This window comes from Streptomyces sp. NPDC021356 (genome assembly GCF_040641015.1).
Classification (GTDB): Bacteria; Actinomycetota; Actinomycetes; order Streptomycetales; family Streptomycetaceae; genus Streptomyces.
In genome coordinates this window covers 1-16,864 of record NZ_JBFACU010000005.1, presented here as the reverse complement: position 1 = coordinate 16,864, position 16,864 = coordinate 1, and the positions used below count along the sequence as shown (strand labels likewise).

The following is a 16,864-nucleotide window of genomic DNA, read 5'->3' as shown; positions in this document are numbered from 1 at the left end:
CGCGGAGGCACCCCGTCGGGCGCTTACACGCCACCGAGCAGGGGGCCGCCCCGGGCGGCACCCGCCCGCACCCGCGCCCGCCGCCCACTCGGCCCTCCCGAACGGCGATATCCGGTCACGGCTCTTACGCTCGGTTCATGTCAGAGGTGTACGCGGCCCGCCGGACCCGGCTACGGGAGCGCTGCAACGCGGGCGGCAGCGCGGCGGCGCTGGTGACTCGTCCCGCCAACGTGCGGTACCTCGCGGGAGCAGCCCCGCACGGTGCCGTCCTGCTCCTCGGAAAGCGCGAGGACCTGCTGGTGTGCCGGAGCACACCGGACGACCGGCCCGGTGAGGGGCGTCCCGACGAAGCCCTGGGGGTGCGGGTCCTGCCCCAGCCCGGTGGCGATGCGGCCGTCGCCGCCGCCGACCTCGCCCGGGCCCAGGGTGCCGACTCGCTCGCGATCGAGGAGCACCACCTCACCGTGGCCCGCCACCGGGCGCTCTCCTCGGTCGCCCCGCACCTGCGCATCGCCGACCTGGGCAGCGCGGTGGAACAGCTGAGGGTGGTCAAGGACGAGGAGGAGATCTCCTGCCTGCGGATCGGCGCCGAGATCGCCGACCAGGCCCTCGGCGAACTGCTGGAGTCCATCCTCGTCGGCCGCACCGAACGCCATCTCGCCCTGGAGCTGGAGCGACGGCTCGTCGACCACGGCGCCGACGGCCCCGCCTTCCCGACCTCGGTGGCCACCGGCCCGAACTCGGGGCGCCGCGGGCACCGGCCCACCGACCGGCGGGTCGAGGAGGGCGACTTCCTCTCCGTGTGCCTGGGCGCCGCCTACCGCGGCTACCGCTGCGAGATCGGCCGTACGTTCGTGATCGGCACGTCCCCCGCGGACTGGCAGATCCAGCTGTACGACCTGGTCTTCGCGGCCCAGCGGGCCGGGCGGGAGGCGCTGACGCCGGGCGCCGCCTACCGCGACGTGGACCGCGCCGCCCGGCAGGTGCTGGACTGCGCCGGGTACGCCGAAGGCCTGCAACCCCTCACGGGGCACGGGGTCGGACTCGAAATCGACGAGGACCCTCAGCTTGCGCCCGCGGCCATGGGTAAACTGGACGCTTGCGTGCCGGTCACCGTCGAACCGGGGGTCCACCTCCCGGGCCGGGGCGGTGTCCGGATCGATGACACGCTCGTCGTACGCCCCGAGGCGGACGGCGGACCCGAGCTACTCACCATCACGACCAAGGAGCTGCTCGCGCTGTAGGAGTGCGCGCGCCGGGGTCGTACGTCAGTCCAGGAGATTCCGCAACCGTGGCTTCCACGAACGACCTCAAGAACGGCCTGGTGCTCAAGCTCGAAGGCGGCCAGCTCTGGTCCGTCGTCGAGTTCCAGCACGTCAAGCCCGGCAAGGGCCCGGCCTTCGTGCGCACCAAGCTCAAGAACGTGCTCTCCGGCAAGGTCGTCGACAAGACCTTCAACGCCGGTGTCAAGGTCGAGACGGCCACCGTCGACAAGCGCGACATGCAGTTCTCGTACATGGACGGCGAGTACTTCGTCTTCATGGACATGGAGACCTACGACCAGCTGATGGTCGACCGCAAGGCCGTCGGCGACGCCGCCAACTTCCTGATCGAGGGCTTCAGCGCCACCGTCGCCCAGCACGAGGGCGAGGTGCTCTTCGTCGAGCTGCCGGCCGCCGTCGAACTGGTCGTCCAGGAGACCGAGCCGGGCGTCCAGGGCGACCGCTCCACCGGCGGCACCAAGCCCGCCACGCTGGAGACCGGCCACCAGATCCAGGTCCCGCTCTTCATCACCACCGGTGAGAAGATCAAGGTCGACACCCGTACGAGCGACTACCTCGGCCGGGTGAACAGCTAACCGTGGCTGCCCGCAACACGGCCCGCAAGCGCGCCTTCCAGATCCTCTTCGAGGGTGACCAGCGCGGCGTCGACGTCCTCACGGTCCTCGCGGACTGGGTCCGGCTCTCCCGGTCCGACACCCGGCAGCCGCCGGTCAGCGAGTACACGATGCAGCTGGTCGAGGGGTACGCCGAGCACGAGCGGCGGATCGACGAGCTGATCGCGCAGTACGCGGTCGGCTGGACGCTGGACCGGATGCCGGTCGTCGACCGCAACATCCTGCGACTCGGTGCCTACGAGCTGATCTGGGTCGACGAGACGCCGGACGCCGTCGTGCTGGACGAGATGGTGCAGCTGGCCAAGGAGTTCTCCACGGACGAGTCGCCCTCCTTCGTCAACGGTCTGCTCGGCCGGCTGAAGGACCTCAAGCCCTCGCTGCGCCGCGACGCGAGCGACGAGGCGTAGCAAGAGGCACGCACACGCCCGAGGGCCCCGCAGCATCGACGCTGCGGGGCCCTCGGGCGTGTGGGGCCGGTGCGGCCCTCGACGTGCGCGGCCGGTCCTCGGGGGCCGCCGAGGACCCGGAGGCCCGCAGAAAGCCGCCGGGGTGGCCGGAACCATGTAGTTCCGGCCACCCCGGCGGCACGTTTCTGCTGGGCCCGGCGGTTCCGTCGGAGCCGGTGGGACTCAGGCGTCCTCGTGGGAGGCGACGGCGCGGCGCGCGTCCGCGTCCAGGACGCCCCAGCTGATCAGCTGCTCGGTGAGGACCGAGGGCGACTGGTCGTAGATCACGGCGAGGGTGCGCAGGTCGTCCTGGCGGATCGAGAGCACCTTGCCGTTGTAGTCACCGCGCTGGGACTGGATGGTCGCCGCGTACCGCTGCAGCGGGCCCGCCTTCTCGGCCGGCACCGTGGCCAGCCGCTCCAGGTCCAGGACCAGCTTCGGCGGGGGCTCGGCGGCACCGCCGGGGGTGGTGCCCGGCAGCAGCTCCTGCACCGGGACCCCGTAGAAGTCCGCCAGCTCGGCGAGGCGCTGCACGGTCACGGCGCGGTCGCCGCGCTCGTACGAACCGACCACGACCGCTTTCCAGCGGCCCTGGCTCTTCTCCTCGACACCGTGGAGGGAAAGGCCCTGCTGGGTGCGGATGGCCCGGAGCTTGGCCCCGAGCTGTTTGGCGTATTCGCTGGACATATGGCTCCCCGGACACTGTGTCGACGCGGCCTGGCTCGGCTGCCACGCCGGGCGGCTGGTAACTCACTGTGAGGTTACGCAGCGTTACTCTGCCGCGTCAAGCCGAATGGTCCACACCGCCCCTTCCGTGCTAACGCCGGTGCATTGCGCCGAACGGGTGACGCGAACGTGGCCGGAGGTGGTCGGTGCGGTCCCCGGCACCTGCTACCGTGGATGGCGCAATTCCGACGTCCTTTAAGGTCCGTCCCGTGAGGCGGAGAAGGAGGTCCGTTTCGTATGGACAAGCAGGACACACACGCCGGTCCGCAGGCGTCCGATGCACGGCCCGTTCTCGAAGGCCCCGACATCGCCCGCGTACTGACCCGCATCGCCCATGAGATCGTCGAGCGCGCCAAGGGCGCCGACGACGTGGTACTCCTCGGCATTCCGACCCGCGGCGTCTTCCTCGCCCAGCGGCTCGCCGCCAAGCTCGAACAGATCACCGAGCGCAAGGTCCCGGTCGGCTCGCTCGACATCACCATGTACCGCGACGACCTGCGCATGCACCCGCCGCGCGCGCTGGCCCGCACGGAGATCCCCGGTGACGGCATCGACGGCCGCCTCGTCGTCCTCGTCGACGACGTCCTCTTCTCGGGCCGCACCATCCGCGCCGCCCTCGACGCGCTGAACGACATCGGGCGCCCCCGCGCGGTGCAGCTCGCCGTCCTCGTCGACCGCGGCCACCGCGAACTGCCCATCCGCGCCGACTACGTCGGCAAGAACCTCCCCACGTCGCTGCGGGAGACGGTCAAGGTCCAGCTCGCCGAGGAGGACGGTCGCGACACCGTGCTGCTCGGTGCCAAGCCGGCCGCCCCGGGCGAGCCGCAGCCGTAGCCCACGCGCGCGTACGTACCGCCCGCCCGCCGTACGTCCCGTGCCGGTGCCCCCGCGCACCCTCGTGCCCGGCTGTGCTCTCCGGGGGCCCAAGACCCCCGTGCCCCCATAGAACTGCCTTACGGAGCCTGACAGATGCAGCGTCATCTCATCTCGGCCGCCGACCTCACCCGCGACGACGCCGTCCTGATCCTCGACACCGCCGAGGAGATGGCCCGGGTCGCCGACCGGCCGATCAAAAAGCTGCCGACCCTGCGCGGCCGCACCGTGGTGAACCTCTTCTTCGAGGACTCCACCCGCACCCGGATCTCCTTCGAGGCCGCCGAGAAGCGCCTCTCCGCCGACGTCATCAACTTCACCGCCAAGGGATCGAGCGTCTCCAAGGGCGAGTCCCTGAAGGACACCGCCCAGACGCTGGAGGCCATGGGCGTCGACGCCGTGGTCATCCGGCACGGCGCCTCCGGAGCCCCCTACCGCCTGGCCAACTCCGGCTGGATCGACGCCGCCGTCATCAACGCGGGCGACGGCACCCACCAGCACCCCACCCAGGCCCTGCTCGACGCGTTCACCATGCGCCGCCGCCTCCTCGGCCGGGACACCGGCCTCGGCCAGGACCTGTCCGGCAGGCGCATCACGATCGTCGGTGACGTCCTGCACAGCCGGGTCGCCCGCTCCAACGTCGACCTCCTGCACACCCTCGGCGCCGAGGTCACCCTCGTGGCCCCGCCCACCCTGGTGCCGGTCGGCGTCGAGACCTGGCCCTGCGAGGTGTCGTACGACCTCGACACCACGCTGGCGAAATCCGACGCGGTGATGATGCTCCGCGTCCAGCGCGAGCGCATGAACGCCGCCTTCTTCCCCACCGAGCGCGAGTACTCGCGGCGCTACGGCCTCGACGGCGACCGCATGGCGAAGATGCCCGAGCACGCCCTCGTGATGCACCCCGGCCCGATGGTCCGCGGCATGGAGATCACCGCCGAGGTCGCCGACTCCCCGCGCTGCACGGTCGTCGAGCAGGTCGCCAACGGCGTCTCCATCCGGATGGCCGTCCTGTACCTGCTGCTCGGAGGCAACGAGCCCGCCGTCACCCACACCCGCCCGCCCGTCTCCCACCACCACCCTTCCAACGAGCGCTCCGCGCACAGCATTACCGCGGACGAGGAGAAGTAAGACAGCATGAGCAAGATCCTGATCCGTGGTGCGAAGGTGCTCGGCGGCGAGCCGCAGGACGTCCTGATCGACGGCGAGGTCATCGAGGCCACCGCCCGGCAGGGCGAGATCGACTGGAGCGGCACCGGCCTGGGCTCCGAAGGAGTCGAGGTCGTCGAGGCCGGCGGCAAGGTGCTCCTGCCGGGCCTGGTCGACCTTCACACCCACCTGCGCGAGCCGGGCCGCGAGGACTCCGAGACCGTCCTCACCGGCACCCGCGCCGCCGCGAGCGGCGGCTACACCGCCGTGTTCGCCATGGCCAACACCTTCCCCGTCGCGGACACCGCCGGCGTGGTCGAGCAGGTGTGGCGGCTCGGCCGCGAGCACGGCTACTGCGACGTGCAGCCCATCGGCGCCGTCACCGTCGGCCTGGAGGGCAGGAAGCTCGCCGAGCTGGGCGCCATGCACGAGTCGGCCGCCGGGGTCACCGTATTCTCCGACGACGGCAAGTGCGTCGACGACGCGGTGATCATGCGCCGGGCCCTGGAGTACGTGAAGGCCTTCGGCGGCGTCGTCGCCCAGCACGCGCAGGAGCCCCGCCTCACCGAGGGCGCCCAGATGAACGAGGGCGTCGTCTCCGCGGAGCTGGGCCTGGGCGGTTGGCCGGCCGTCGCCGAGGAGTCGGTCATCGCCCGCGACGTGCTGCTCGCCGAGCACGTCGGCTCCCGCGTCCACATCTGCCACCTGTCGACCGCCGGCAGCGTCGAGATCGTCCGCTGGGCCAAGTCCCGCGGCATCCAGGTCACCGCCGAGGTCACCCCGCACCACCTCCTCCTCACCGACGAGCTGGTGCGGACGTACAACCCGGTCTACAAGGTCAATCCGCCGCTGCGCACCGAGCACGACGTGCTGGCGCTGCGCGAGGCGCTCGCCGACGGCACGATCGACATCGTCGCCACCGACCACGCCCCGCACCCGCACGAGGACAAGGACTGCGAGTGGGCCGCCGCCGCCATGGGCATGGTCGGCCTGGAGACGGCCCTGTCGGTGGTCCAGGAGACCATGGTCGACACCGGCCTGCTGAGCTGGGCGGGCGTCGCCGACCGCATGTCGATCACGCCGGCCCGGATCGGGCGGGCCGCCGGCCACGGCCGTCCCGTCTCGCCAGGCGAGCCCGCCAACCTCACCCTCGTCGACACGGAATACCGTGGGCAGGTGGACCCCGCGGGCTTCGCCTCGCGCAGCCGCAACACCCCGTACGAGGGACGCGAGCTGCCGGGCCGTGTCACCCACACGTGGCTCCGGGGCAAGGCCACGCTCGTCGACGGGAAGCTCACGTGACACCTGCAACACTGCTCTCAGCCGGGCTCACCACCCACCTCGCCGCCGGGGAGAAGTCGGCGACGGTCACCGACTGGGGCGGACGGATCGGCTGGCTGATCGGCCTCGCCCTCTTCGTCGCCCTCGTCTACTGGCTGATGCGCGAGGGCTGGAAGTGGCGCGGCACGCTCCAGAGCGACCTGCCGGAGCTGCCCGGCGCGCCGCGGGAGCCCGGCCCGGCGAAACTGACGATGACGGGCCGCTACCACGGCTCCACCACGGCCGGTCAGTGGCTCGACCGCATCGTGGCGCACGGCCTGGGCACCCGCAGCCGGGTCGAGCTGACCCTGACCGACGCGGGACTGGACGTCGTGCGCCCCGGCGCGAGCGACTTCTTCGTCCCGGCGGCGCAGCTGCGCGGGGCCCGGCTCGACAAGGGCATCGCCGGCAAGGTCCTCACCGAGGGCGGCCTGCTGGTGGTGACCTGGGAACACGGCGGCAGGCTGCTCGACTCGGGGTTCCGCTCCGACCGGGCGGCCGAGCACACCGAGTGGGTCGCCGCCCTCGGCTCCATGACCGAAACGAAGCTCGAAACGAACACCACGGAAGGCGTCGAACGATGACCACCTCCATCCAGGGGAACGCCTCGCGCAGGCAGAGGGCGCTTCCCGCCGTACTCGTCCTGGAGGACGGCCGGGTCTTCCGGGGCCGCGCCTACGGAGCCGTGGGGGAGACGTTCGGCGAGGCCGTGTTCTCCACCGGCATGACCGGCTACCAGGAGACCCTCACCGACCCGTCGTACCACCGCCAGGTCGTCGTCATGACCGCCCCGCACGTCGGCAACACCGGCGTCAACGACGAGGACCCCGAGTCGCAGCGCATCTGGGTGGCCGGCTACGTCGTCCGCGACCCCGCGCGCGTGCCCTCCAACTGGCGCTCCCGCCGCTCCCTCGACGAGGAGCTGGCCGCGCAGGGCGTCGTCGGCATCAGCGGCATCGACACCCGCGCCCTCACCCGCCACCTGCGCGAGCGCGGCGCCATGCGCGTCGGCATCTTCAGCGGCGACGCCGTCCAGGACGAGGCCGCGCTGCTGGCCCGCGTCCAGGAGGCCCCCGAGATGGCCGGCGCGGACCTGTCCGCGGAGGTCGCCACCAAGGAGGCGTACGTCGTCCCCGCGATCGGCGCGAAGAAGTTCACCGTCGCCGCCGTCGACCTCGGCATCAAGGGCATGACCCCGCACCGTATGGCCGAGCGCGGCATCGAGGTCCACGTGCTGCCCGCCACGGCCACCCTGGAGGACGTGTACGCGGTCCAGCCGGACGGCGTGTTCTTCTCCAACGGCCCCGGCGACCCGGCCACCGCCGACCACCCGGTCTCCGTGATGCGGGGGGTCCTGGAGCGCGGCACGCCGCTGTTCGGCATCTGCTTCGGCAACCAGATCCTCGGCCGCGCGCTCGGCTTCGGCACCTACAAGCTGAAGTACGGCCACCGCGGCATCAACCAGCCCGTGCAGGACCGTACGACCGGCAAGGTCGAGGTCACCGCGCACAACCACGGCTTCGCCGTGGACGCCCCGACCGACAAGGTCTCCGAGACCCCCTTCGGCCGCGCCGAGGTCTCCCACGTCTGCCTGAACGACAACGTGGTGGAGGGCCTCCAGCTCCTCGACAAGCCGGCCTTCAGCGTCCAGTACCACCCCGAAGCGGCGGCCGGCCCGCACGACGCCGCCTACCTGTTCGACCGCTTCACCTCTTTGATGAGCACAGTCCTGATGGAGGGCCAGCGTGCCTAAGCGCACCGATATCCAGTCCGTCCTGGTCATCGGCTCCGGCCCGATCGTCATCGGCCAGGCCGCCGAGTTCGACTACTCCGGCACCCAGGCGTGCCGCGTCCTGAAGGCCGAGGGTCTCAGGGTCGTCCTCGTGAACTCCAACCCGGCGACGATCATGACCGACCCGGAGATCGCCGACGCCACCTACGTCGAACCGATCACCCCCGAGTTCGTCGAGAAGATCATCGCCAAGGAGCGCCCCGACGCCCTGCTGCCCACCCTGGGCGGCCAGACGGCCCTGAACACCGCCATCTCGCTGCACGAGAACGGCGTCCTGGCCAAGTACGGCGTCGAGCTGATCGGCGCCAACGTCGAGGCCATCCACAAGGGCGAGGACCGCGACCAGTTCAAGGAGGTCGTGGAGGAGGTCCGCCGCAAGATCGGGCACGGCGAGTCCGCCCGCTCGGTCATCTGCCACACCATGGACGACGTCCTCGCCGGCGTCGACGAGCTGGGCGGCTATCCGGTCGTCGTCCGCCCCTCCTTCACCATGGGCGGTGCCGGCTCCGGCTTCGCCCACGACGAGGAGGAGCTGCGCCGCATCGCGGGCACCGGCCTCACGCTCTCCCCGACCACCGAGGTCCTCCTGGAGGAGTCCATCCTCGGCTGGAAGGAGTACGAGCTGGAGCTGATGCGCGACAAGAGCGACAACGTCGTGGTCGTCTGCTCCATCGAGAACTTCGACCCGATGGGCGTGCACACCGGCGACTCGATCACCGTCGCCCCGGCGATGACGCTGACCGACCGCGAGTACCAGGTGCTGCGCGACATGGGCATCGCCATCATCCGCGAGGTCGGCGTCGACACCGGCGGCTGCAACATCCAGTTCGCCGTCAACCCCGAGGACGGCCGGGTCATCGTCATCGAGATGAACCCCCGTGTCTCCCGCTCCTCGGCGCTCGCCTCCAAGGCGACCGGCTTCCCGATCGCCAAGATCGCCGCCAAGCTCGCCGTCGGCTACACCCTCGACGAGATCCCCAACGACATCACGCAGGAGACCCCGGCCTCCTTCGAGCCGACCCTCGACTACGTGGTCGTCAAGGCCCCGCGGTTCGCCTTCGAGAAGTTCCCGAGCGCGGACTCCACCCTCACCACCACCATGAAGTCGGTCGGCGAGGCCATGGCCATCGGCCGCAACTTCACCGAGGCCTTCCAGAAGGCGCTGCGCTCCCTGGAGAAGAAGGGCAGCCAGTTCACCTTCACCGGCGAGACGGGTGACAAGCAGGCGCTCCTGGAGCAGGCCGTCCGGCCCACCGACGGCCGGATCAACACGGTCATGCAGGCCGTCCGCGCGGGCGCCACGCCGGAGGAGATCTTCGAGTACACCAAGATCGACCCCTGGTTCGTCGACCAGCTCTTCCTGATCAAGGAGACCGCCGACGAACTGGCCGAGGCCCCCGAGCTGACCGCCGACCTGCTCGCCGAGGCCAAGCGGCACGGCTTCTCCGACCAGCAGATCGCCGAGATCCGCGGTCTGCGCGAGGACGTCGTCCGCGAGGTCCGCCACGCGCTCGGCATCCGCCCGGTCTACAAGACGGTCGACACCTGCGCCGCCGAGTTCGCCGCGCGGACCCCGTACTTCTACTCGTCCTACGACGAGGAGACCGAGGTCGCCCCGCGCGAGAGGCCCGCGGTGATCATCCTGGGCTCCGGCCCCAACCGCATCGGCCAGGGCATCGAGTTCGACTACTCCTGCGTCCACGCCTCCTTCGCGCTGAGCGACGCCGGGTACGAGACCGTGATGGTCAACTGCAACCCGGAGACCGTCTCCACCGACTACGACACCTCCGACCGGCTGTACTTCGAGCCGCTCACCCTGGAGGACGTCCTGGAGATCGTCCACGCCGAGCAGCAGGCCGGACCGGTCGCCGGCGTCGTCGTCCAGCTCGGCGGCCAGACCCCCCTCGGCCTCTCCCAGGCGCTCAAGGACAACGGCGTGCCGATCGTCGGCACCTCGCCCGAGGCGATCCACGCGGCCGAGGACCGCGGCGCCTTCGGCCAGGTCCTCGCGGAGGCCGGCCTGCCCGCCCCCAAGCACGGCACCGCCACCACGTTCGCCCAGGCCAAGACCATCGCCGACGAGATCGGCTACCCGGTCCTCGTCCGCCCCTCGTACGTCCTGGGCGGACGCGGCATGGAGATCGTCTACGACGAGGCCCGCCTGGAGGCCTACATCGCCGAGTCGACCGAGATCAGCCCCTCCCGGCCGGTCCTCGTCGACCGCTTCCTCGACGACGCCATAGAGATCGACGTCGACGCCCTCTACGACGGCGAGGAGCTGTACCTGGGCGGCGTCATGGAGCACATCGAGGAGGCCGGCATCCACTCCGGCGACTCGGCGTGCGCCCTGCCCCCGATCACGCTGGGCGGCTTCGACATCAAGCGGCTGCGCGCCTCCACCGAGGCCATCGCCAAGGGTGTCGGCGTCCGCGGCCTGATCAACATCCAGTTCGCGCTGGCCGGCGACATCCTCTACGTCCTGGAGGCCAACCCGCGCGCCTCCCGCACCGTCCCCTTCACCTCGAAGGCGACCGCGGTGCCACTGGCGAAGGCCGCCGCCCGGATCTCGCTGGGCGCCACCGTCGCCGAGCTGCGCGCCGAGGGACTGCTGCCGAAGAACGGCGACGGCGGCACCATCCCGCTGGACGCGCCGATCTCCGTCAAGGAGGCCGTCATGCCGTGGTCGCGCTTCCGCGACATCCACGGCCGCGGCGTCGACACCGTCCTCGGCCCGGAGATGCGCTCCACCGGCGAGGTCATGGGCATCGACTCCGTCTTCGGCACGGCCTACGCCAAGTCGCAGGCGGGCGCCTACGGACCGCTGCCCACCAAGGGCCGCGCGTTCATCTCGGTCGCCAACCGCGACAAGCGGTCGATGATCTTCCCCGCCCGGGAGCTGGTCGCCCACGGCTTCGAACTGCTCGCCACCTCCGGCACCGCCGAGGTCCTCAAGCGCAACGGCATCAACGCCACGCTCGTGCGCAAGCAGTCCGAGGGCACCGGCCCGAACGGCGAGAAGACCATCGTCCAGCTCATCCACGACGGCGAGGTCGACCTCATCGTCAACACCCCCTACGGCACCGGCGGCCGCCTCGACGGCTACGAGATCCGCACGGCGGCCGTGGCGCGGTCCGTGCCGTGCCTGACGACGGTCCAGGCGCTCGCGGCGGCGGTCCAGGGCATCGACGCCCTCAACCACGGCGACGTGGGCGTGCGATCGCTCCAGGAACACGCCGAGTTCCTGACCGCGGCCCGCGACTAGCCACCCCGAGGGGGACACCGGAAACGGTGTCCCCCTCTTCATGAGGCCCCCTCTTCATGAAGACTCCTGATCTTCATGAGCACCCCCGAGGACTTCTCCACGATGTACAAGCTCTTCTTCCGTCTCGTCTTCCGGCGGATGGACCCGGAACAGGCCCACCACCTCGCCTTCCGCTGGATCCGTCTCGCCGCCCGCGTCCCCGTGCTGCGCACCTTCGTCGCGGCCGTCCTCGCGCCCCGCCACAAGGAGCTGCGCACCGAGGCCCTGGGCCTGCGCATGCACGGCCCCTTCGGGCTCGCCGCCGGCTTCGACAAGAACGCCGTCGCCATCGACGGCATGTCGATGCTGGGCTTCGACCACGTCGAGGTCGGCACCGTGACGGGGGAGCCGCAGCCGGGCAATCCCGGGAAGCGGCTGTTCCGGCTCGTCGCGGACCGCGCGCTCATCAACCGCATGGGCTTCAACAACGACGGCTCGCTGGCCGTCGCGGCCCGCCTGGCCTCCCGTACGCCCGTCTTCCGGACCGTCGTAGGCGTCAACATCGGCAAGACCAAGGTCGTCCCCGAGGAGGAGGCCGTCGGCGACTACGTGAAGTCCGCCGAGCGCCTGGCGCCCCACGCCGACTACCTGGTCGTCAACGTCTCCTCGCCCAACACCCCCGGGCTGCGCAACCTCCAGGCCACCGAGGCGCTGCGCCCGCTGCTGAGCGCGGTGCGCGAGGCCGCCGACCGCGCCGTGCCCGCCCGCCGCGTGCCGCTGCTGGTCAAGATCGCGCCGGACCTCGCCGACGAGGACGTGGACGCGGTCGCCGACCTGGCCGTGGAACTGGGCCTGGACGGCATCATCGCCACGAACACCACCATCGCGCGCGAGGGCCTCGGCCTGCGCTCGAACGCAGCCCTGGTGAAGGAGACCGGCGGACTGTCCGGCGCGCCGCTGAAGGCCCGCTCCCTGGAGGTGCTGCGCCGCCTCTACGCGCGCGTGGGCGACCGCATCACCCTGATCGGCGTCGGCGGCATCGAGAACGCCGAGGACGCCTGGCAGCGCATCCTGGCCGGCGCCACCCTGGTCCAGGGCTACAGCGCCTTCATCTACGAGGGGCCCTTCTGGGGCCGTGCGATCCACAAGGGCCTCGCCGCCCGCCTGCGCACCAGCCCGTACGCCACCCTCGCCGACGCGGTCGGCGCCGACGTGAGGAAGTCCGCATGAGCCCTCTGGAGCCCTTCGGCACGCGCCTGCGCCGCGCGATGGACGAGCGCGGCCCGCTCTGCGTCGGCATCGACCCGCACGCCTCCCTGCTCGCCGAGTGGGGGCTGAACGACGACGTGGCCGGACTGGAGCGCTTCAGCCGCACCGTCGTCGAGGCGGTCGCCGAGCGGGTCGCCGTCCTCAAGCCGCAGAGCGCCTTCTTCGAGCGCTTCGGTTCGCGGGGCGTCGCCGTCCTGGAGAAGACCGTCCAGGAGGCGCGGGCGGCCGGCGCGCTGGTCGTCATGGACGCCAAGCGCGGCGACATCGGGTCGACCATGGCCGCCTACGCCGAGTCGTTCCTGAGCAAGGACGCGCCGCTGTTCTCGGACGCGCTGACCGTCTCGCCCTACCTCGGCTACGGGTCCCTGAAGCCCGCCGTGGACCTGGCTCGGGGCAGCGGCGCGGGCCTGTTCGTGCTGGCGCTGACCTCCAACCCGGAGGGCGGCGAGGTGCAGCACGCCATGCGCTCGGACGGCCGGAACGTGGGCGCGACCATGCTCGCGCACCTGGCGCGGGAGAACGCCGGTGACAGCCCGCTGGGCTCCTTCGGCGCGGTGGTGGGCGCCACGCTCGGTGACCTGTCGTCGTACGACCTGGACATCAACGGGCCGCTGCTGGCGCCCGGGATCGGCGCGCAGGGGGCGACTCCGGCGGATCTCCCCGCGGTCTTCGGGGCGGCGGTGCGCAACGTGGTGCCGAACGTCAGCCGGGGTGTGCTGCGTCACGGTCCCGACGTCGTCGCGCTGCGTGACGCGGCGGACCGTTTCGCGGACCAGATCCGCGGGGCGGTGCCGGCCGCCTGAGGCCCGCACGAACGGTCGGGCGACGTCCTGAGGCTGGATACATTCTCAAATCAGGGGCAGTATGTCCTAAATGTCCGACCTCATCGAGGCTGACCAGGACTTTTCCGCTGTTCTCGCTGACTCTGGCGCCCTTGACCGCTAGTCTCCGTCGAGTGGGGGCACCTCCCACGCCCTTCAAGGCAGTGGGGGACCACGGGCGAGCGTGTTGCTCGTGGCTCCCCAGGTGTGGGGCGACTAGGTTCCTCACCGGTCCGTATCCGACAGTTCGACATCCGAGGTGACGTAGGCGTGGCTCTTCCGCCCCTTACCCCTGAACAGCGCGCAGCCGCGCTCGAAAAGGCCGCCGCGGCTCGCCGGGAGCGGGCCGAGGTCAAGAATCGACTGAAGCACTCCGGCGCCTCCCTGCACGAGGTCATCAAGCAGGGCCAGGAGAACGACGTCATCGGCAAGATGAAGGTGTCCGCTCTCCTGGAGTCCCTGCCCGGCGTGGGCAAGGTCCGCGCCAAGCAGATCATGGAGCGGCTCGGCATCTCCGAGAGCCGTCGTGTGCGCGGCCTCGGCTCCAACCAGATCGCTTCCCTGGAGCGTGAGTTCGGCAGCACCGGTTCCTGACGTCCGGGGCCCCGGGGCTGGAGTCCCGGGCACTCCGGTATTGCTGGAATAATCGCTGCATGGCTGTAACACCCCGGGGGACGACCCCCGTACCCCCGGACGCACGTCCGCGGCTGACCGTGCTCTCCGGCCCCTCCGGGGTCGGCAAGAGCACGGTCGTCGCTCATATGCGCAAGGAACACCCCGAGGTCTGGCTCTCGGTGTCGGCGACGACCCGCAAGCCCCGCCCCGGCGAGCAGCACGGCGTCCAGTACTTCTTCGTCACCGACGAGGAGATGGACAAGCTGATCGCCAACGGTGAGCTGCTGGAGTGGGCCGAGTTCGCCGGCAACCGCTACGGCACGCCGCGTGCGGCCGTGCTGGAGCACCTGGAGGCCGGGGTGCCGGTCCTCCTGGAGATCGACCTCCAGGGCGCCCGGCAGGTCCGCGAGTCCATGCCCGAGGGCCGGCTGGTGTTCCTGGCCCCGCCCTCCTGGGAGGAGCTGGTGCGCAGGCTCACCGGCCGGGGGACCGAACCGCCCGAGGTGATCGAACGCCGGCTGGAGGTCGCGAAGGTCGAGCTGGCCGCCGAGTCCGAGTTCGACGAGACCCTGGTCAACACCTCCGTCGAGGACGTGGCGCGCGAGCTGCTAGCCTTGATGGACGTCGTGTGATCGTCACCGATCATGACGACTGATTCTTTCCCATCCATCGGAAGGTAGAGCGTGTCCTCTTCCATCTCCGCGCCCGAGGGCATCATCAACCCGCCGATCGACGAGCTCCTCGAGGCCACCGACTCGAAGTACAGCCTCGTGATCTACGCGGCCAAGCGGGCCCGCCAGATCAACGCGTACTACTCGCAGCTCGGCGAGGGCCTCCTCGAGTACGTCGGTCCGCTCGTCGACACCCACGTCCACGAGAAGCCGCTCTCCATCTCCCTGCGGGAGATCAACGCCGGTCTGCTGACGTCCGAGGCCATCGAAGGCCCCGCGCAGTAAGAAGGCACCGCGCAGTAAGTCTTATCTTCAGACGGCGGTAGGTTTTTCCACAGGCCCGGCAGCGCGACTGCCGGGCCTGTGGTGTGTCATAGGAGGCGTGCGCCGCACCCGGCGCACCGCGGCCGAGTCAGGGAGAGACGGTGGACAAGCCGAAGGTCGTTCTGGGGGTCAGCGGCGGCATCGCCGCGTACAAGGCCTGTGAGCTGTTGCGCCGGTTCACCGAGTCCGGGCACGAGGTGCGCGTCGTCCCGACCGCCTCCGCGCTGCACTTCGTCGGCGCCGCCACCTGGTCCGCCCTGTCCGGCAACCCCGTCGCCACCGAGGTCTGGGACGACGTCCACGAGGTGCCGCACGTCCGCATCGGCCAGCAGGCGGACCTGGTCGTCGTCGCGCCGGCCACCGCCGACATGCTCGCCAAGGCCGCCCACGGCCTCGCCGACGACCTGCTCACGAACACGCTGCTCACCGCCCGCTGCCCGGTCGTCTTCGCCCCCGCCATGCACACGGAGATGTGGGAGCACCCGGCCACCCGGGAGAACGTGGCGACGCTGCGCCGCCGCGGCGCCCTCGTCGTCGAGCCGGCCGTCGGCCGCCTCACCGGCGTCGACACCGGCAAGGGGCGGCTGCCCGACCCGGCGGAGATCTTCGAGGTCTGCCGCCGCGTCCTCGCCCGGGGCGCGGGCACCCCCGATCTCGCCGGCCGGCACGTCGTCGTCAGCGCCGGCGGCACCCGCGAGCCCCTCGACCCCGTCCGCTTCCTCGGCAACCGCTCCTCCGGCAAGCAGGGCTACGCGCTGGCGCGCACCGCGGCGGCCCGGGGCGCCCGGGTCACCCTGGTCGCCGCCCACACCGACCTGCCCGATCCGGCGGGCGTGGACCTCGTCCGGGTACAGACCGCCGTGCAACTGCGCGAGGCGGTACTGAAGGCGGCGGCGGACGCCGACGCGGTGGTGATGGCCGCCGCCGTCGCCGACTTCCGCCCCGCGGTCTACGCGGCCGGGAAGATCAAGAAGAAGGACGACCAGGAACCCGCGCCCATCGCCCTGGTGCGCAATCCGGACATCCTCGCCGAGATATCGGCCGACCGGGCGCGGGCCGGGCAGGTGATCGTCGGCTTCGCCGCGGAGACCGACGACGTCCTCGCCAACGGCCGCAGGAAGCTGGCGCGCAAGGGCTGCGACCTCCTCGTGGTGAACGAGGTGGGGGAGCGCAGGACCTTCGGCTCCGAGGAGAACGAGGCCGTGGTGCTGGCCGCCGACGGAGGCGAGACCGCTGTGCCCCACGGGCCGAAGGAGGCCCTCGCCGAAACCGTGTGGGACCTGGTCGCCGCCCGACTGGACTGATCGGTTCCGTCGTGGCGCGCACCACTCGAACACCGCACACCCTCACCCAGGGGCCCTGTTCAATGTCCCCGGGCATTGGGCAGAATGCCCGTGCCGCAGGTCACAGGGCTCCCGAGTGGCGAGACAGGTGGGCCGGCGGCCGAGTGCGACCGATAAACTGTTCTCGGACGACGCCGGGCGCAGCCCCCCGCGCCGTCCGCCAATGATCAGCCAGCAGCCGCTGCAACCACAGGGAGCGTTGTGTCCCGTCGCCTGTTCACTTCGGAGTCCGTGACCGAGGGTCACCCCGACAAGATCGCTGACCAGATCAGCGACACCATTCTCGACGCGCTTCTGCGGGAGGACCCGTCCTCGCGGGTCGCCGTCGAGACGCTGATCACCACCGGCCTGGTGCACGTGGCCGGCGAGGTCACCAC

Annotated in this window: 17 protein-coding genes; 16 read left to right on the top strand and 1 reads right to left on the bottom strand. The window is 71.1% G+C overall.

The features are described from left to right. Window positions 1-137: 137 nt before the first annotated feature. From AB0G56_RS07835 to nusB, 3 genes are read left to right on the top strand one after another with little or no spacing between them, the layout of a single operon-like run. The gene (locus AB0G56_RS07835; RefSeq protein WP_360965280.1) at window positions 138-1,244 is read left to right on the top strand and encodes an aminopeptidase P family protein; all 1,107 of its coding nucleotides are present in this window, start codon (window positions 138-140) and stop codon (window positions 1,242-1,244) included. 47 nt (window positions 1,245-1,291) lie between these two features. Further along, window positions 1,292-1,858, top strand: coding sequence for an elongation factor P (gene efp / locus AB0G56_RS07830; RefSeq protein ID WP_018570203.1), 567 nt, complete (start codon window positions 1,292-1,294; stop codon window positions 1,856-1,858). Window positions 1,859-1,860: 2 nt separating this feature from the next. After that, window positions 1,861-2,304 carry a transcription antitermination factor NusB gene (gene nusB, locus AB0G56_RS07825; RefSeq protein ID WP_360965277.1) on the top strand — a complete coding sequence of 148 codons (444 nt, stop codon included), beginning with the start codon at window positions 1,861-1,863 and terminating at the stop codon, window positions 2,302-2,304. 222 nt (window positions 2,305-2,526) lie between these two features. On the opposite strand, the gene bldD is transcribed toward nusB, so the two are convergent. Continuing rightward, window positions 2,527-3,030 carry a transcriptional regulator BldD gene (gene bldD / locus AB0G56_RS07820; protein ID WP_006131213.1) on the bottom strand — a complete coding sequence of 168 codons (504 nt, stop codon included), beginning with the start codon at window positions 3,028-3,030 and terminating at the stop codon, window positions 2,527-2,529. Window positions 3,031-3,306: 276 nt separating this feature from the next. Between bldD and pyrR the strand changes: the two genes are divergently transcribed. The 13 genes from pyrR to AB0G56_RS07755 all read left to right on the top strand — a co-directional run. After that, window positions 3,307-3,903 carry a bifunctional pyr operon transcriptional regulator/uracil phosphoribosyltransferase PyrR gene (pyrR, locus tag AB0G56_RS07815; protein ID WP_360965274.1) on the top strand — a complete coding sequence of 199 codons (597 nt, stop codon included), beginning with the start codon at window positions 3,307-3,309 and terminating at the stop codon, window positions 3,901-3,903. A 135-nt stretch (window positions 3,904-4,038) separates the two neighbouring features. Continuing rightward, on the top strand, window positions 4,039-5,073 hold the full coding sequence (locus AB0G56_RS07810; RefSeq protein WP_360965271.1) for an aspartate carbamoyltransferase catalytic subunit: 1,035 nt from the start codon (window positions 4,039-4,041) through the stop codon (window positions 5,071-5,073). 6 nt (window positions 5,074-5,079) lie between these two features. Beyond that, a complete protein-coding gene (locus tag AB0G56_RS07805) occupies window positions 5,080-6,393 on the top strand; it encodes a dihydroorotase (RefSeq protein WP_360965268.1) in 1,314 nt (437 codons plus the stop codon). Beyond that, complete coding sequence (locus AB0G56_RS07800) at window positions 6,390-6,995, top strand: hypothetical protein (RefSeq protein WP_360965265.1); 606 nt, start codon at window positions 6,390-6,392, stop codon at window positions 6,993-6,995. Before AB0G56_RS07805 ends, AB0G56_RS07800 begins: the two co-directional genes overlap by 4 nt. After that, window positions 6,992-8,164, top strand: coding sequence for a glutamine-hydrolyzing carbamoyl-phosphate synthase small subunit (gene carA / locus AB0G56_RS07795; protein WP_360965262.1), 1,173 nt, complete (start codon window positions 6,992-6,994; stop codon window positions 8,162-8,164). Before AB0G56_RS07800 ends, carA begins: the two co-directional genes overlap by 4 nt. Beyond that, on the top strand, window positions 8,157-11,465 hold the full coding sequence (gene carB / locus AB0G56_RS07790) for a carbamoyl-phosphate synthase large subunit (RefSeq protein ID WP_360965259.1): 3,309 nt from the start codon (window positions 8,157-8,159) through the stop codon (window positions 11,463-11,465). The genes carA and carB overlap by 8 nt, the downstream gene beginning before the upstream one ends. A gap of 102 nt (window positions 11,466-11,567) precedes the next feature. Continuing rightward, entirely contained in the window at window positions 11,568-12,674 is a 1,107-nt protein-coding gene (locus AB0G56_RS07785) for a quinone-dependent dihydroorotate dehydrogenase (protein WP_360966032.1), read from the top strand. Beyond that, window positions 12,671-13,516 (top strand): orotidine-5'-phosphate decarboxylase, encoded by an 846-nt coding sequence (pyrF, locus tag AB0G56_RS07780; RefSeq protein WP_360965256.1) that lies wholly within the window; start codon window positions 12,671-12,673, stop codon window positions 13,514-13,516. Before AB0G56_RS07785 ends, pyrF begins: the two co-directional genes overlap by 4 nt. Before the next feature lie 288 nt (window positions 13,517-13,804). After that, entirely contained in the window at window positions 13,805-14,128 is a 324-nt protein-coding gene (locus AB0G56_RS07775) for an integration host factor (RefSeq protein WP_003977346.1), read from the top strand. Window positions 14,129-14,187: 59 nt separating this feature from the next. Then, a complete protein-coding gene (gene gmk, locus AB0G56_RS07770) occupies window positions 14,188-14,781 on the top strand; it encodes a guanylate kinase (RefSeq protein WP_360965253.1) in 594 nt (197 codons plus the stop codon). A gap of 51 nt (window positions 14,782-14,832) precedes the next feature. Beyond that, the gene (gene rpoZ / locus AB0G56_RS07765; RefSeq protein WP_067025681.1) at window positions 14,833-15,105 is read left to right on the top strand and encodes a DNA-directed RNA polymerase subunit omega; all 273 of its coding nucleotides are present in this window, start codon (window positions 14,833-14,835) and stop codon (window positions 15,103-15,105) included. 140 nt (window positions 15,106-15,245) lie between these two features. Continuing rightward, the gene (gene coaBC, locus AB0G56_RS07760; protein WP_360965250.1) at window positions 15,246-16,448 is read left to right on the top strand and encodes a bifunctional phosphopantothenoylcysteine decarboxylase/phosphopantothenate--cysteine ligase CoaBC; all 1,203 of its coding nucleotides are present in this window, start codon (window positions 15,246-15,248) and stop codon (window positions 16,446-16,448) included. A 240-nt stretch (window positions 16,449-16,688) separates the two neighbouring features. Next, a partial coding sequence (locus tag AB0G56_RS07755; protein ID WP_360966029.1) for an S-adenosylmethionine synthetase N-terminal domain-containing protein occupies window positions 16,689-16,864 on the top strand: 176 nt, incomplete at its 3' end.

Bases quoted from the DNA above. Each gene is read 5' to 3' on its own strand.
- pyrR (WP_360965274.1), top strand. From the start codon at position 3,307: ATGGACAAGCAGGACACACACGCCGGTCCGCAGGCGTCCGATGCACGG.
- bldD (WP_006131213.1), bottom strand. From the start codon at position 3,030: ATGTCCAGCGAATACGCCAAACAGCTCGGGGCCAAGCTCCGGGCCATC.
- pyrF (WP_360965256.1), top strand. From the start codon at position 12,671: ATGAGCCCTCTGGAGCCCTTCGGCACGCGCCTGCGCCGCGCGATGGAC.
- AB0G56_RS07805 (WP_360965268.1), top strand. From the start codon at position 5,080: ATGAGCAAGATCCTGATCCGTGGTGCGAAGGTGCTCGGCGGCGAGCCG.
- AB0G56_RS07810 (WP_360965271.1), top strand. From the start codon at position 4,039: ATGCAGCGTCATCTCATCTCGGCCGCCGACCTCACCCGCGACGACGCC.
- AB0G56_RS07785 (WP_360966032.1), top strand. From the start codon at position 11,568: ATGTACAAGCTCTTCTTCCGTCTCGTCTTCCGGCGGATGGACCCGGAA.
- gmk (WP_360965253.1), top strand. From the start codon at position 14,188: ATGGCTGTAACACCCCGGGGGACGACCCCCGTACCCCCGGACGCACGT.
- carA (WP_360965262.1), top strand. From the start codon at position 6,992: ATGACCACCTCCATCCAGGGGAACGCCTCGCGCAGGCAGAGGGCGCTT.
- AB0G56_RS07835 (WP_360965280.1), top strand. From the start codon at position 138: ATGTCAGAGGTGTACGCGGCCCGCCGGACCCGGCTACGGGAGCGCTGC.